Source organism: Vreelandella sp. 21 (assembly GCF_050995515.1).
Lineage (GTDB): Bacteria > Pseudomonadota > Gammaproteobacteria > Pseudomonadales > Halomonadaceae > Vreelandella > Vreelandella alkaliphila.
Genome location: NZ_CP194673.1, coordinates 965,194 through 981,358, shown reverse-complemented (window position 1 = coordinate 981,358; position 16,165 = coordinate 965,194). Strand labels below are relative to the sequence as shown.

At 52.3% G+C, this 16,165-nt stretch carries 14 protein-coding genes; 4 read left to right on the top strand and 10 right to left on the bottom strand.

Features of this window, described 5'->3' with window-relative positions; all coding sequences use genetic code 11:
* Positions 1 to 84: 84 nt before the first annotated feature.
* The 4 genes from ACN06F_RS04500 to ACN06F_RS04485 all read right to left on the bottom strand — a co-directional run bounded on the left by ACN06F_RS04500 (position 85) and on the right by ACN06F_RS04485 (position 4,068).
* Entirely contained in the window at positions 85 to 1,167 is a 1,083-nt protein-coding gene (locus tag ACN06F_RS04500) for a DUF2955 domain-containing protein (RefSeq protein WP_253487092.1), read from the bottom strand.
* Positions 1,157 to 2,218, bottom strand: a complete 1,062-nt coding sequence (locus ACN06F_RS04495) for an HlyD family secretion protein (protein ID WP_287705796.1) — start codon at positions 2,216 to 2,218, stop codon at positions 1,157 to 1,159. The genes ACN06F_RS04500 and ACN06F_RS04495 overlap by 11 nt, the downstream gene beginning before the upstream one ends.
* A 302-nt stretch (positions 2,219 to 2,520) precedes the next feature.
* Positions 2,521 to 3,030, bottom strand: coding sequence for a porin family protein (locus ACN06F_RS04490; RefSeq protein WP_038482147.1), 510 nt, complete (start codon positions 3,028 to 3,030; stop codon positions 2,521 to 2,523).
* Positions 3,031 to 3,147: 117 nt separating this feature from the next.
* Positions 3,148 to 4,068 carry an EamA family transporter gene (locus ACN06F_RS04485; protein WP_120385579.1) on the bottom strand — a complete coding sequence of 307 codons (921 nt, stop codon included), beginning with the start codon at positions 4,066 to 4,068 and terminating at the stop codon, positions 3,148 to 3,150.
* Positions 4,069 to 4,221: 153 nt separating this feature from the next.
* On the opposite strand from ACN06F_RS04485, the gene ACN06F_RS04480 reads away from it, so the two are divergent.
* Both ACN06F_RS04480 and pta read left to right on the top strand, forming a co-directional pair.
* On the top strand, positions 4,222 to 5,406 hold the full coding sequence (locus ACN06F_RS04480; RefSeq protein WP_433924744.1) for an acetate/propionate family kinase: 1,185 nt from the start codon (positions 4,222 to 4,224) through the stop codon (positions 5,404 to 5,406).
* Positions 5,403 to 7,586, top strand: coding sequence for a phosphate acetyltransferase (gene pta, locus ACN06F_RS04475; protein ID WP_433924743.1), 2,184 nt, complete (start codon positions 5,403 to 5,405; stop codon positions 7,584 to 7,586). The genes ACN06F_RS04480 and pta overlap by 4 nt, the downstream gene beginning before the upstream one ends.
* Before the next feature lie 178 nt (positions 7,587 to 7,764).
* Here pta and cyoE read toward each other — a convergent pair whose 3' ends face one another.
* From cyoE to ACN06F_RS04445, 6 genes are all read right to left on the bottom strand, one after another.
* Positions 7,765 to 8,688, bottom strand: a complete 924-nt coding sequence (gene cyoE / locus ACN06F_RS04470) for a heme o synthase (RefSeq protein ID WP_038482136.1) — start codon at positions 8,686 to 8,688, stop codon at positions 7,765 to 7,767.
* A complete protein-coding gene (gene cyoD, locus ACN06F_RS04465) occupies positions 8,646 to 8,975 on the bottom strand; it encodes a cytochrome o ubiquinol oxidase subunit IV (RefSeq protein ID WP_083001727.1) in 330 nt (109 codons plus the stop codon). Before cyoD ends, cyoE begins: the two co-directional genes overlap by 43 nt.
* A gap of 1 nt (position 8,976) precedes the next feature.
* Positions 8,977 to 9,588, bottom strand: coding sequence for a cytochrome o ubiquinol oxidase subunit III (gene cyoC / locus ACN06F_RS04460; protein WP_433924742.1), 612 nt, complete (start codon positions 9,586 to 9,588; stop codon positions 8,977 to 8,979).
* On the bottom strand, positions 9,588 to 11,615 hold the full coding sequence (gene cyoB, locus ACN06F_RS04455) for a cytochrome o ubiquinol oxidase subunit I (RefSeq protein WP_095602508.1): 2,028 nt from the start codon (positions 11,613 to 11,615) through the stop codon (positions 9,588 to 9,590). The genes cyoC and cyoB overlap by 1 nt, the downstream gene beginning before the upstream one ends.
* Positions 11,616 to 11,617: 2 nt before the next feature.
* Positions 11,618 to 12,673 carry a ubiquinol oxidase subunit II gene (gene cyoA, locus ACN06F_RS04450; RefSeq protein WP_038482127.1) on the bottom strand — a complete coding sequence of 352 codons (1,056 nt, stop codon included), beginning with the start codon at positions 12,671 to 12,673 and terminating at the stop codon, positions 11,618 to 11,620.
* Between the two features lie 274 nt (positions 12,674 to 12,947).
* Positions 12,948 to 13,715, bottom strand: coding sequence for a DeoR/GlpR family DNA-binding transcription regulator (locus tag ACN06F_RS04445; protein ID WP_120385583.1), 768 nt, complete (start codon positions 13,713 to 13,715; stop codon positions 12,948 to 12,950).
* A gap of 260 nt (positions 13,716 to 13,975) precedes the next feature.
* On the opposite strand from ACN06F_RS04445, the gene ACN06F_RS04440 reads away from it, so the two are divergent.
* Together ACN06F_RS04440 and ACN06F_RS04435 are read left to right on the top strand one after the other, a co-directional pair.
* Complete coding sequence (locus ACN06F_RS04440) at positions 13,976 to 14,818, top strand: outer membrane protein OmpK (protein WP_433924741.1); 843 nt, start codon at positions 13,976 to 13,978, stop codon at positions 14,816 to 14,818.
* 33 nt (positions 14,819 to 14,851) lie between these two features.
* On the top strand, positions 14,852 to 16,135 hold the full coding sequence (locus ACN06F_RS04435; protein ID WP_089038872.1) for a NupC/NupG family nucleoside CNT transporter: 1,284 nt from the start codon (positions 14,852 to 14,854) through the stop codon (positions 16,133 to 16,135).
* Positions 16,136 to 16,165: the final 30 nt, after the last annotated feature.

Below are 16,165 nucleotides of genomic sequence, written 5' to 3'. Positions count from 1 at the left end.
GTGGGGATGATGCCGCTCACTAAGTGAATACTCACTTCGAATGGCGACACCTTCCTTAGCGTAGCCTTTGTTAGAAAAGTTACCTCAATTACTTTTAGGCAGGCGCGTTGGCTGCCAACTATTTAGCAAACAGTGTAAACAAGCCATTACCAACAAGGTGCCCACGAGCGCAACGCTCATCGAAGAGAACCGATAAAGCGCGCTATAAACAAGGTCTTGCTGCGGGCCTAACGATTGTCCAAAGAGAATACCCAACGTTGTCAGCCCTCCAAAGCCAATGCCTGAGCCGCCACCTTCTAAAATATGTTCTCTAGCAAACAGCATTAGTCCAAGCCAATAGAGCAAAATCACCAGCAAAAAATGATGGCTTTGGGTGTAAAGCAATAGCTGCATTGCCAGCGCCAGATTACAGCCCAGTAGCGTGCCGATTGCTCGCTTACCTGCCGACACGCGAGCACCGGAATAACCTAAAGCAAACAGAATCAGAATGGTGGCCATTTGCGCTGACAGCGAATCGCGGAGGTCAAACATTTGGAACACTACGAACGAGAGCGTGGCCGTAATGCCGCCCATCAATGTTTCATGGCGAATTTGAGCTGCGGGCTTTGCACCACGCGGTGGTAGCTGGCGGGGTTCAACATCGGGAAATAGCGTATGCATCAACATAGCAATAAATACCGCCAGCAGGCTGGCCATAATATTACTCGCCAAGAGATCGCTTAAATCAACACCAGGGTAGCTAGCAAAGTGCAGCAATATGCTTAGCGTCAACACACCATTCGCGCCAAACAGAAATAGCGGGCCTTTTGCCATTAGATTGAAGCGCAGCAAAAACAGACCTAGTACGACCAGCGTCATCACTACCGGCATGTGCTTTAGAAGCCCCACCACCATGCTGACTTCCAAAGCATTCAAGCTAACGTTCGCCAAAAACTGGCGAATGATGCTGCCATTTAAAATGGGCACCATACCCAACAAGAACATCGGGAAAACGGTAAAAAAAACGCCATAATTCCAGCCCATCAATTGGCTAATAATAAACCCCAGCGAACCGCCTCCCGCTACCCGCAGGCACTGGCGCAGGCCGTTTTGAGAGAGCGCTGGCTTATTAACAGCCTCTATGGGTGTTTTTTTAATAACCGTTTTAATAGCCGCTTTAGTAAACATAGTGCAGCCAACTAATCAGGTGCGCCTGTAACCATGCAAACGGTTTAGCCATTGCATGTTCGCCCGGCACTAGTTGCACTGTTGCCCGCGCACCACTGGGGGGTAGTTCAGTCAACGGCGTATCTAACGCCACATGAATACGCGCACGTTGCGCATCTCGTATCCAACGATCTGAAGCAGGAATATCCACAAGTTGACCATCCACTGCCTGCTGGCCTGCGCGGGTGCCGGCGTCAAAGGCACTGACATGCCCTTCAAAAATTCGTCCAGGCAACGCATCGAATACCACTTTTGCTTCATCGCCAAGCGCCACATGGCGCAGGCTCTTTTCACGAAAATCAGCCACGACCTCTACCGTGCTCGCGACCAGCGCCACCGCAGGCTGCCCCGCCTGCACATAATGGCCAGGCTGTAGCTGAAGATTAGCGACCACACCGGACTCTGGCGCTTTTACCACCGTATGGGCTAAATCCAGTTCAGCTTTTTCAAGGGCATTATTCGCTTGGCGAAGGCGTAAGTTATCGTCGCCCTCTTCTCCCAACTGTACCTCTAAGCTTTCAATCTGTGCCTGGGCAGATGCCACAGCCGCCTGTGCGGTATGTTCGGCCGCGACCTGCTGTTCGTACTGCTGGCGAGAAATCCCCTGACGCCCAAGCAGCGCTTCAGCACGACGGCGCTCACCGCTGCGCTCATCGAAAGTAGCCTGTGCCGAGGCAAGTGATGCCCTGGCAGCCGCTAGCTCTGCATTTAAGCGGGCGTTTTCTTGCTCCGCTTGCTCCCGTTTTAATTGGGCTTGGGAGTGAGCGATTTGAAAGGGCGATGGGTCTAAGCGAAACAGCACATCACCCTGGGTTACCGACTGATGGTCTCTCACCACAACTTCTTGCACAGGGCCGCTTAGCTCAGGAGCAATGCTGGTGACGGGGCGCATTGCCCGCGCCTCAGGCGTCATGGGCATAAAGCTATCGGCCATTAAGAAGTAAACGAACAGCAATAAAAATACGGTCAGGGCTATTTTCACCCAGCGAGTAAATTTTTGATCAGGGGACATTGGGATTTCTCATTGACGAGCACCAAAGCGACGATGTCACCGCTTGGAGATATTATTAGGTGGAATACTTTAGTCTAACAAACCATTAGCACGCTAACAATATTTTCATTATGAACAAGCGCCCAATAAAGTCACTCCAATGACTTTCCCTCGATACATCAACTTATTATGCGAACCAGATACCCTTACCATTCGCTAGCAAGCCCCTTTTGCTTAGCGCAAAAAAAAAAAAGCCCTATCGCTAGGGTTAGCAATAGGGCTTTGTTTCTGCTGGCAGGTTAATCAAGTGTTAGGCGATTGCCTTAAAAACGGTACTTTAGGCCTACACTGGCAGCATCAAAATCATAGGCAGATTTATCCAGATAGCGCATGTAGTCAGCGCCTACTGATACATTGGAACTGATATCCATTTCCGCACCGGCACCGTAGGAGAAACCGGTTTCACGGTCGTTGTTAATATCAACCTCAGTGAAGCCCGCTAAGCCATACAAACGCACTTCCGGTGCAATGGGTACGATGCCTTTCGCATAAGCACCCGCAACGTGATCTAGCTCGGCGCCACCATCTGAACCACCGGTGCCCAAATGACCTTCTAAGGCGAAATAGTCATTGAACTGTGCCCCACCACGGAGACGCAAACCAACGTCATCGCGTGAAGAACCTCTTTCTGGGTTCAGGCTCCAAAACATGGCATCGCCGCCCACATATCCTTGTGGGTACTGGAAGGATTGTTGCGCTTGAGCCGATGCCGCGAACGTACCCGCACCAACTAAAAGAGCGGCAGAGGTGAGTGATAATACGGTCATCTTCATAAGTTAAACCTCAGTTAAAAAACAGTGTTTCCTTACACTTTTTAATTGTGGCTCATACTTAAGGAGAACGCAATCTGCCGACCCAACTTGCATATAGTTTCCTTTTTCCTCTCCTGTTTACCTACCTTTAGAAAGGCTGAGCACAACAATGCCACCAACGACCACTGCTCCACCTACGAGTTGGCTTGGGCTTAGCATCTGACCTAGAACGATATAACCAAGCAGTAACGACGCTACTGGCTCGAAGTTCATAACCGGGGCATTGCGCGCCATGTCCAGGCGTGGCACAAAAATAAACAGTAGGGAAAAAGCACTACCGTATAGCAAGGCTAATAACGCTAGTCCTGTCCAGCCTGCGCTGTTATCCGGCAAGCTCATTCCCCCAGGAACCACCCCTAGCAACCCGCCAACGATCATGACAATAAACACCGTTTGCATGGTCAGCAGGCTACGTAAGGTGCTGCCAACCCTTGCTAATCGATGCTCGGTGACCCAAAGCGCGCAAGCAAACGCAAAAGCGGCACTTAGCCCGAACCCAATACCGACCAACCACTCGGGCCCCATGGCATTGGCATCCGCGAACCAACTCGGTATATCGAGCACCACTAGCAGCCCAATCAAAATAGTGCCCATAATCAGACAACTGCGCAGCGAAGGCCGAGGTCCGCCCAGCGCCCAACTCAATAGCGCCAATTGGATAGGAAAGGTGTTAACGAGCAACAATGCAATGACCACTGGCAAACGTGCAACCGCTGAATAAAGGCTCACACTTTGGATGGCAATCAGAAGCCCTACTGCCAACTGCCATGGCCATGTGCCGGGCGGTAGCCAAAGCCGCTTTTTTTGAACCACGACCAGTGTCAGCAAAATCAAACACGCCACGCCAGAACGCATCAATACCGCAAGAAGTAAGCCAGTACCATTATCAAACGCAAGCCGCGCGGAAACGTGGTTAGCTGCGAACATAGTAGCCACCGACATCATCAAAAAAATGGCTAGGTGGCGAGGCAGTAGCGTTGGTAACGACGTAGAAGGCATAGGAACAAAACGGCTCACGTTAAGTAGATTAAACAGCAGGATGACGACATTTTATGGTGAAGGCTAACGCAATACCGCGCTAATATCATGCAGCGCAGCATGTTATACTAAGGTCTACCCCTCTTTTACGCTAACTACTTTACAAAGGTTGTTATGAACACACCGGTGCTGGTCATTAACTGTGGCTCTTCTTCTATCAAATATGCATTGATTGATTCTGACCCTCAGGCACCGCGCTTAGCTGGCATAGCAGAGCGTTTAGGGAGTAGCGAAGCCCGCTTAAAAGGCAAGAACGGCGCAGGTGAAAGCTTTACCCAAGCCCTGCCCAATGCTGATCACGCTGAAGCACTAAGCGCTATCCTTAAGCGCCTGGAGGGTCGAGTACCCAGCGCAGTTGGACACCGCATTGTTCACGGCGGCGAACACTTCACCCAGGCAGCTATGATTGACGATAGCGTTATAGCCGCAATAGAAACCACAGCAGCGCTCGCCCCACTGCATAACCCTGCTAACTTGGCTGGCATTGCCGCCACCCGGCACGTCTTTCCAGACTTGCCTCAGGTAGCCGTGTTTGATACGGCCTTTCACCAGACACTACCGCCCCGCGCCTACCGTTATGCCCTACCGGAAGCCTTGTACACCGAGCACGGCATCCGTCGCTACGGCTTCCATGGCACTAGCCATGCGTATGTCAGTCAGCGCGCGGGCGAACTAAGTAGCCGCGGTGCAGGAGGTTGGTTAACCGCTCACTTGGGGAACGGCTGCTCTACTAGTGCTATATGGAACAATCAAAGCCTGGATACCAGCATGGGACTTACGCCGTTAGAGGGCTTGGTGATGGGAACCCGCAGCGGCGATGTTGACCCTGGCTTGCACGCTCACCTTCACCGCCAGCTTGGTTGGTCAATGGATGAGATCGATAACGTACTCAACAAGCAGAGTGGTTTGCTGGGCCTCTCCGGCCTAACCAATGATATGCGTGAAGTAGAAGACCAAGCGCTGGCTGGCCATAAAGGTGCCAAACTGGCGCTAGAGGTATTCTGTTACCGCATTGCTAAATCGTTAGCCGCCCTCTCTTGCGCCTTACCTCGACTCGATGGCGTTATTTTTACCGGCGGCATTGGCGAAAACTCACCGATCGTTCGCCGTGACGTACTGGCGCTACTGCCCCACTTCCATTTCAGTTTAGATGAAGTGGCTAACGAAGCCACTATTCGGGGCAAAGAAGGCAAGCTGGACAACACCGACCACGATGGCCCCGAAGTGTGGGTAATTCCTACGGATGAAGAGGGTCGTATCGCCATGGAAACCCGCCACTGCGTGGAGACGACTAAATGAACAACACCGTCGAGCAACCCCAAGCTATCTTACTGGTACCCACCAGCATGGGCGCTGGGCTAACCTCCGCATGCCTTGGGTTAATTCAAGCACTGGATACCATCGGCTTGAAAGCCGGTTTTTTAAAGCCATTTATGCAAAATGAGCTGAACGGCCCAGGGCTTGACCGTTCAACGGCCCTGGTGTCTCGCACGCTCAATCAACGCCCGCCGTCGCCTATTTCCCAGGCAAGGCTAGAACGCTTATTGCGTGATGATCAAACCGATGAGCTAATGGAGAACGTCATTGAGCTCTTTGAGCAGGTCACCCAGCAAGCCTATAAAGATGGCAGCGCACTAGATTTGGTCGTGGTAGAAGGCGTTGTTCCAACCCAACATACTACTTACGCCACCCAAACCAACGCTCAGTTGGCAGATGCGCTTAATGCGCGAATCATTTTGGTCGGCTCTGGCGATTTAAATGAGCCGCAACAGCTTGCCGAAGAGCTGGACATGCATGCCAGAAGCTTTGGTGGCGTTAGCTCCAGCCGCACGCTTGGCGGCATTTTAATGCGCATGAAAAACCTGCCTTATGGTCAGGAAGACGACCTTTCTGCAGCACCCGGCACGATTAAGCCCCACCTTGAAGAGCCGATACTGAATGAACTGCGTCGCTATTCGCCAGCGCTAGCAACAGACAGCTTTCACCTGATTGGCGTAGTGCCTTACAGCAATACGTTAAGCGCACCGCGCACCTTAGATGTAGCGCGAGCGCTGAATGCCAAGATGCTCAATGAAGGGGAAGCCGCCAGTCGTCGCGTGCTTTCTACTAGCCTGTGCGCACGAAGTGCCGCCAATGCACTGCATATTTTCAAACCGGGCAGTTTAGTTGTCGCCTCTGGTGACCGTGACGACGTAATGCTGGCGTCTGCCTTAGCAACCATGAATGGCACTCAGCTAGCGGGCGTGCTGCTCACGAATGGTTTCATGCCTAACGACAATATGATTGAAATGTGCCGCCCGGCACTAAAAACCGGCTTACCAGTACTGGCAGTGGAAACCGACAGCTTGACCACGGCGCAAAATCTGAGCCAGTTGAGCAGCGAAATCCCCATGGACGATTTCGAACGAGCCGAGCAGGTAGCACGTTATGTGGCTGCCCACATGGATTTAGAGTGGCTTAAGGCCAAGCTCAGCCGTGGCTATATCCATCGTTTGTCCCCATCAGCGTTTCGCCATCAGCTTGTCAAACTTGCCCAGCAAGCCAAGAAGCGCATTGTGTTGCCTGAGGGCGATGAGCCGCGCACCATTGAAGCTGCGATTGTGTGTCAGCGGCGTGGCATTGCCGACTGTGTATTGCTCGGTAAGCGTGAAGATATCGAAAGCGTCGCCCGTCATCGCGGCCTGACGCTGCCGGATGCGCTAACGATTATTGATCCTGAGAGCACCCGGGCCAGTTATATCAGCCCGATGGTAGAGCGTCGCCGCGGCAAACTGAACGAGCTAACCGCTGAAGCCCAACTCCAGGACAATGTAGTGCTGGGTACCATGATGCTGCAGTTAGATGAAGTTGATGGCCTCGTATCAGGTGCAGTACACACCACCGCCAACACGGTGCGCCCAGCATTTCAGTTGATCAAAACGGCACCGGAATATAATCAGGTGTCATCGATCTTCTTTATGCTGCTGCCTGAGCAGGTAGTGGTATATGGCGATTGCGCGGTTAATCCTGACCCAGACGCCGAAACCCTAGCGGAAATCGCTATTCAAAGCGCTCGTTCAGCAGAAGCGTTTGGCATTGAACCGCGAGTCGCCATGATCAGCTACTCCACTGGCGACTCTGGCACCGGTGCCGATGTTGATAAAGTGCGCGAAGCTACCCGCATCGCCAAAGAGCGCGCCCCACACCTCGCAATCGATGGCCCGCTACAGTACGACGCGGCCGCCATTGATAGCGTTGGCAAGCAGAAAGCACCGGACTCCCCTGTCGCGGGCAAGGCGACGGTGTTTGTTTTCCCGGACCTGAACACCGGCAACACGACGTACAAAGCCGTACAGCGTAGTGCCCGTGTGGTCAGCGTTGGCCCAATGCTGCAGGGCTTGAACAAACCAGTGAACGATCTTTCCCGTGGCGCGCTGGTAGACGATATCGTTTACACCATCGCACTCACCGCGATTCAGGCGAGCCAGCGGGAAAGCTAGGCCACTAGCCACTCTTTGTACCCACTAATAAAAACGCCCCGAACAGTGAATAAACTGCTCGGGGCGTTTTAGGTTGAAGCCGCTATCAATGGTAAAGGGCTGAATCAACCCGAAGCGGGGGGCTTTCGCCAGGGATGGGTTTACAGCGCCCCCGCCAAGGGTTTTCAGTCCGTTCTCTTCACGCCCACATCGGCACCATGGCTTCCAGTACCATCACTAAGCTCATTGCGGTAATCGTCAGAATCGATACACCGAACACCTTTTTGGCCCAGCGCACGTCATCACCTAGTCGAAAACCACACAGCGCTAAGTACAGCCAGTAGCCTCCCATTGCTAATGCAACACAGAGGTAGCCCGTACCCGCTTGACTGGCTAGCACCAAGGCAAGCGACGCGGGAATAAACGCGACGATGTAGCCCAGGATGTGGTGTTTTGCCCGTTTGATACCATGCACCACCGGCAGCACTGGAATCGATGCCCGGCGATAATCCGCATAGCGAAAAATCGCAATGGCATACGAATGCGGCATCTGCCAAAGGCAGAAGATGACCAGTAGCATGAAAGCACCGCTATCAAACTGCCCCGTCACCGCACAGTAACCAACAACCGGCGGCATCGCTCCAGAAAGGCTGCCCACCAACGTGCCGTATTCAGAGTGCCGCTTCATATAAAGGCTGTACACCCCAACGTAAACGCCCCAGCCGATCACCGCTAATGCCACGGTTAAGCCGTTGGTGCCCAGCGCCAAACACACCACGCCCGCTACCCCAAGCAGCGCCGAAACGCCTAATGCTTGAGTAATAGAGATACGTCCTTTGGCCAGAGGGCGATGGCGCGTACGCGCCATCAAAGCATCAATATCACGGTCAATAACGTTATTACAGGCGCAGCCAGACGCAATGACCAGTGCAATACCCAACATGACCGTACTAAATGTGACCCAATCAAAAGTACCGTGGGCGGCTAAAAAATAACCGCCTAAGGTCGCAATGAGATTGCCGCCAATAATGCCTGGCTTTGTTAGCGCGAGCAGGTCACGCCAACGGCTAGGCACCACCGTTAACCGATCATCATGTTGAGATGCAGATGCTGCATGATCCATAAAGAGCCCCCTACCACCAAGACAAGTATCGTCAGCGTGAAAACGAAAGACATCACGTTCCACCCTTCGTCGGCGTTGGTGTTCATATGCATAAACATGACCAGCTGAACCAAAATCTGCAGCACGGCTGTTACTGCGATAACGACCACCGTCGTGGCGATGCTTAGCGCACCGCTCATAACGACCGCGAATGGAATCACGGTTAGCACTAAAGATAGCAGAAGCCCAGTCACATACGATTTAACGCTGCCATGGGAAGAAGTTGAATTAGATGAAGAATGGCTCATCTCACAGCACTCCCATTAAATAAACGAACGAGAAAACACAGATCCAGACGATATCCAAAAAGTGCCAGAATAGGCTTAGGCACAGAATTCTGGGGCGAGTCATCGGTGTTAGCCCTTTGGTAGAAAGCTGCACCAACATGACGAGAATCCATACCAAACCAACGGTCACGTGCAGCCCGTGAGTGCCCACCAGGGTGAAAAACGACGAGAGAAACGCACTCTGATCGGGTCCATACCCTTGATGAATCAAGTGCTGGAACTCATAAACTTCCATGCCAACAAACGCCGCGCCCAGCAGGAAAGTTATCGCTAACCACGCCTTTATCTGGCCAATGCGCTCAGCATTCATAGCCAACACGCCCATGCCGAAAGTAAAGCTACTAAATAGCAGCAAGAAGGTTTCGACTAGTACGAAAGGCAGCTCGAAAATATCTGCCGCCGTCGGGCCGCCCGCCGTGCCCTTCATGAGCACGGCGTAGGTAGCAAACAGTGACCCGAAGATCACCAGATCGCTCATTAGATAGACCCAAAAGCCAAATACTTTGGTGCCGCTGGCATCATGGTGTTCATGGGGCTCAGACGTTGCGCCATGATGTAGAGTATCGGTAGCCATTACGCTCGCGCCTCCGCATAGTTTGTCTGCTTACTATCAGTTGAGTCACTGGCGGGCGGTGCGGTTTTGCGCTGCTGGTGCTCACGCTCAATCCGCGCCACTTCTGCGGCGGGTACGTAGTAGTCGATATCATCGTTGAAAACACGCGCTAGGAAGCTGATGACTACGCCAAGCGCACCCACCGCGGCTAGCCACCAGATATGCCATACCAGTGCAAAACCAAGTACCAGGGCAAACAAACTAATGATCGGCCCTGCCACGGTATTACGAGGCATGTGGATATCGGTATAAGGCGCTTCATCCAACTGCTCATTGCTACGCTGTTTTTGCGACCAGAAACTGTCGATATCGCCAACCTCAGGCAAACGGGCAAAGTTGTAGAACGGTGCAGGTGATGAAGTTGACCACTCCAATGTACGGCCATCCCATGGGTCGCCAGTCACATCGGCATTCAGCTTGCGATCACGAATGCTCACCCAGAACTGAATAATGGTGCAGGCAATGCCCATCATGATGATGACGGCACCTACCCAGGCCAGGATCATCCACGACTGCCACTCTGGGTTGGCATAGGACTGCATGCGGCGCACCGCACCAAAGAAGCTCAACACATAGAGCGGCATAAAGGCGACATAGAAGCCAATAAACCAGCACCAGAATGAACGCTTGCCCCACTTCTCGCTAAGCGTGAAACCGAATGCTTTGGGGAACCAGTACGTTAAGCCCGCCATCATGCCAAACACCACGCCACCAATAATCACGTTGTGGAAGTGGGCAATCACGAACAGGCTGTTATGCAGTACAAAGTTGGCAGCGGGTAGCGCCAGCATCACGCCGGTCATACCGCCTAAGGTGAAAGTAATAATAAAGCCTAAGGTCCATAGCACCGGCGAGGTCAGTTCCAGGCTGCCGCGGAAGATAGTGAACAGCCAGTTGAATACTTTCACCCCGGTAGGAATGGCAATAATCATCGTCATAATGCCGAAGAAGGCGTTGACGTTAGCGCCAGCCCCCATGGTGAAGAAGTGGTGCAACCAGACAATAAACGACAGCAGCGTGATCGCCACTGTGGCCCATACCATGGTGGTGTAACCAAACAAACGCTTGCGGGCGAAGGTCGCGATCACTTCAGAGAACACGCCAAAGGCTGGCAGGATCAGGATGTACACTTCCGGATGGCCCCAGGCCCAGATGAGGTTGACGTACATCATCATATTGCCGCCAAAATCATTGGTGAAGAAGTGCATGCCGAAGTAGCGGTCTAGGGTTAACAGCGCGATAGTCGCGGTAAGAATCGGGAAAGAGGCAATAATCAGGACGTTGGCACAAAGCGATGTCCAGGTAAAAATAGGCATGCGGAACATGGTCATGCCTTTGGTGCGCATTTTCAGGATCGTGACAAAGAAATTAATCCCGGTGAGCGTCGTACCTATGCCGGATATTTGTAACGCCCATATCCAATAATCGACCCCCACACCAGGGCTAAACTCTATCCCCGAAAGCGGCGCATAAGCGAGCCAACCCGTTTTGGCGAACTCTCCTACTACTAGTGAAATATTAACCAGAATCGCGGACACCGCGAACAGCCAAAAACTCAGGTTATTCAGGAAAGGAAAAGCAACGTCGCGGGCGCCAATTTGCAGCGGCACCACCAGATTCATCAAGCCGATGACCATGGGCATCGCAACGAAAAAGATCATAATCACGCCATGGGCGGTAAAGATCTGATCATAGTGTTCAGGAGGGAGGTAACCCGCGGCCCCGCCAGCAGCCATAGCCAACTGGGTACGCATCATAATGGCATCGGCAAAGCCGCGTAGCAGCATCACCAAGGCAACCACAAAATACATAATACCGAGCTTTTTGTGGTCAACGGAGGTAAACCACTCGCTCCACAGCCAGCCCCACTTTCGGTAATAAGTTAATGCGCCGATAAGCGCAGCACCGCCAATCGCCATTATGGCGGCAACGATCATGATGATCGGTTCGTGATACGGAATCGACTCTAACGTCAGTTTTCCAAACATGCTTAACCCCCCGCTTCAACGCTTGTGGGATGGCCGCTCATCGCGTGATCCTCACTAGCATGCTGATTGGTAACGTGGCCAAACGCGGCCTGATGATGGGTAGCGCCTGCGCTTTCTAGCTCGCCAGACTCGCCGTGGCTATCGTCAGTATCACTGACGTCTTCGATGTGATTAGCATGGTCGCCATGACCACCGTGCCCGCTGCCACCGGTATGAAAGCTGGTCAGAATCGACGTATAAAGCGCCGGAGACACCTCAGAGAAGTACTCGACCGGGTGGTATTCACTCGGTTTGGCTAAATCGCTATAGCGTTCGGGATAGGACAGGGTTTCATTGGCAGCCCGCACGTTTTCAACCCACGTCTCAAAGTCTTCAGGGGTGGTAACGTGAGCATCGAAAGTCATTCCTGAGAAGCCCGCACCGCTGTAATTAGTGGAACGGCCTGGATAAACGCCGACGTCGTCTGCAATTAGATGAACATCGTTATCCATACCGGCCATGGCATAAATTTGGCTGCCTAAGCGCGGAATAAAGAACGCATTCATCACCGAGCCAGAGCTGACTCGAAAACGCACCGGCGTATCCACAGGAAAGGCAAGCTCGTTGACACTGGCAATGCCTTGCTCGGGGTAGATGAACAGCCATTTCCAGTCCAGCGCTACCACTTGAATTTCCATTGCAGCGGTATCGCTTTCGATGGGCTTATGGGGATCTAAACTATGAGAGGTTTTCCAGGTAAGAAACGCTAAGACAGCGATGATTAAACAGGGCACTGTCCATACCGCGACTTCAATCGCATTAGAGTGCGCCCAGTCGGGTAGGTATTTAGCAACATTGCGATTGCTGCGCCGATAACGCCAACCAAACAGCAGCGTCATCACTATCACCGGAATAACTACAATTAGCATCAGCCCAAATGAGGTCAGTATTAGCGAGCGTTGCTCAACGCCAATCTGCCCTTTGGGATCCAACAATGCAGAACTGCAGCCCGTTAACAACAGGCACAACATGACGAGCACGAATGTGCCTCGCCTGCGCCAGAGGGTATGTCGTTGCATGGTGTGATCTCGTCAGAGAGTTGTCCAAAACAGCGCGCTATTTGACCAGCTGAATAGCCAGCTAAATAGCTCGCTAACTAACACCCCATACTTTTCCCAGAACAGTGAGGTACGTATGCGTTGCTCCGGGAAAAATATGCGCTACCGAAGGGATTGGCAGCGAGTCATAGCCAGCACACGCCAAGCGCGCATAAACTAAGACTAAAGTATTTTCTATTGATCTGGATCAATCAGAAAGAGGCGCTTTGCCGCACCCTGAATGCTCAAAAATATGTTAAGCGACTGTCACACTGGGTGATGCATGAGGAAGGCAATCTTGTACTTTCGGTGCATGCTCATCGTCGGTCACGACAATATCGAAATCGGATAACGCGGCAAAATAGGCTGGGCGCACTAGACCAAATTTGCTGGCATCAACAATCAACAGGCGCTGCATAGCCGTCGCAATGGCAGCCTGTTTTGGCGCCACCTCATGAAAATGGAAACAACTAACCCCACGTTCGCAGTCCACTCCTGCGGCAGAGATCAGTGCTTTATTAATGCCTAAACGCTCAATCGCAGCACGCATACCATCACTACCAAACGATTGTGACGAGGCATAAAACAGCCCCCCTAGCAGCACTAACCGCACATTAGGCAACGCGGCCACTGAGTTAGCCACGTTAAGGGCATACGTCACCACAGTGAGCTCGCGGAAATGGCTTAACTGACTAAGTAAAGGAATCAGTGTTGAACCGCAGTCAATGAATAGCGTATCGCCGTCTTCGATAAAGCTGGCAACTCGCTGACAGAGGCGGTGCTTAATCTGATAATGGCTCGCCTGTTGCTCAGTCAAGTCATAAACCGGCGTTACACCAGGATAGTTTGCCATGACCAACCGACCGCCCAACAAGCTAATCACCGAAGGCTGCGTAGTAACGTCCCGACGGATCGTCATTTCAGAAACACCGCACAGCTCAGCAGCATCGCGCAAATGCAATGTCCCCCCGCTGGCAAGCGCTTCTTGCAACATTGCCAAACGCTGAGCGCTTCGGTCATTCATGGCAAACCTCTCCTTTAATCCCAAGTTCAGGCGTTATTTGTTATCAGCGGTTAGTGGGTATCCAAAGCCTATGCTGAGCCAGCCCTCATTATATTTCCACTGTCAGACGCTGCTCTTCGACTATTTGAGAGTCATATCACATATACAGAGCGTTGATGGGGTAATACTTGCAAATCAACGTTAAAAAAATAACACTCAATGTTATAATTTTAACATCAACGCCAGCCCACACGACTCATAACAACCCTGTTGAGGCTTCCATGACTGCTCAAAACCCTTCTCGCTCTTCTTTCGTCACGCTTGGCGCTGGCGTTTTATTGGCTAGCTCTGCGCTGGTTACGCCTGCGTTAGCCAACGACCCCCCCGCGTCACCAACGACGCCCCTTTGGTCGTTTGCCAACGTTTCGGTGAACTACTTGGATTGGTCTAACGGTACTGAAGCGCGTACCGCTAGTAACGCAGCAAAAAGCGACTTCACGTTTGTCGAAATCGAAGGCGGCGTAGGTTACAGCTGGGGCGAATTCTACGGTTTCTTCGATTTCGAGAACCCAACCAACGATCAGTTTGACAAATCAAGCGGTGGTAAAGACAACTTTCGTACCGCAGGCAAAATCACCTCGCATATTTATTTAGGCGACAGCCCGCTATCGATCTACGCGCACCTGTACGACTTCCGCGATTATGGTTTCAACGCTCGCGAGCAGGATCAAATTCTCGGCCTTGGCTACCGCACGACGTTCGACAACGGCCTATGGTTCAAACCGTTTATTGGCGCAGCACGTGTACAGAGCGACGGCTACACTGGCATGAACGGCTTTATGGCGGGTTGGGTAGCAGGTTATGACTTCTCAGCACTCAACCAGAACTTCAGTGTCACCAACTGGCATGAACAAACCTTTGGCCGTGACGATGAGTACCTGGAACAAAACTACGTAGGTGATAAAGCGGGGAGCGTAGGCACCAACGGCGCGCTTAGCTTGTGGTGGCATCCTTCTGAGCTAATTACCACTGGCGTGCAGTATCGCTACTCAGACAATAAGCTGGGTACCCCGAACGCTTACCAAAATGCGATGATTTACTCAGTAAAATTAAACTTACTGTAATCGCTCCACCTCACACGCTCGGAAGGTACCCACATGACTCTCATCATGAGCTTGGTAGGCATGGTTACGCTGGTAACCATCGCACTTATCTTCTCTTACGACCGTAAATCAATTCGGCTGCGCACCGTGCTTGGCGCGTTTGCCATCCAGGCGGGTATTGGTGCATTTGTCCTTTATGTGCCCTTTGGCCAAGCAGTCCTGCAAGCCATTTCGTCCGGCGTTAGCCAAATATTGGTCTACGCCAATGACGGCATCGGCTTTCTGTTTGGCGGCTTAGCCGATGTCGATAACGTCGGCTTTGTTTTTGCCATAAAAGTACTGCCAGTGATTATCTTTTTCTCATCACTCATTGCAGTGCTTTATTACATAGGCATTATGCAGTGGGTCATTCGGATTTTAGGCGGCGCGCTGCAAAAAGCACTCGGCACTTCTCGCACCGAATCGCTTTCTGCCACGGCAAATATCTTTGTTGGCCAAACCGAAGCGCCGCTGGTGGTACGTCCATTTATCGCCCGCATGACGCCTTCGCAGCTATTTGCAGTGATGTGCGGTGGCCTGGCATCGGTGGCTGGTTCGGTACTGGCGGGCTACGCCGCCTTGGGTATTCCCATGGAATACTTGGTCGCCGCTTCGTTTATGGCGGCACCTGGCGGCCTCCTGTTCGCCAAACTCATCATGCCTGAAACTCAAGACGCGACCGATAGCGACAGCGTTTCTAAAGTAGAAGAAGAGCTTAAAGAGCAGGAAGACAAACCCGCCAACGTCTTGGATGCAGCCGCGGCGGGCGCTACGTCAGGCATGAAACTTGCCGCCAACGTCGGTGCCATGCTGCTCGCGTTTATTGCGCTTATTGCCCTGATTAACGGTATTCTAGGCGGCGTTGGCGGTTGGTTTGGCTTTGAATCACTCAGCCTTGAACTGATTCTTGGCTGGCTGTTTGCGCCGCTTGCCTTCTTGCTTGGCGTCCCTTGGGAAGAAGCCACCCTGGCGGGTTCGTTTATCGGTCAAAAACTGGTGGTGAATGAGTTTGTCGCCTTTATCAACTTGGCTCCCTACATTGATGGGGAACAGGTGGTGGCCGCCACGGGTCAAATGATGACTCCGCACACCATGGCGATTCTTTCCTTTGCGCTATGTGGCTTTGCCAACCTGTCATCCATTGCCATTTTGTTGGGCGGCTTAGGCAGCATTGCCCCTACACGCCGCAAAGAGATTGCCCGTTTTGGCGTGAAGGCCGTATTGGCCGGTACACTCTCTAACCTAATGTCGGCCTCAATTGCAGGCTTCTTTATTGCGTTGAGTAGCGCCACGGCTTAACGCAGCAAGCACGACACTTTGCAACGGGCG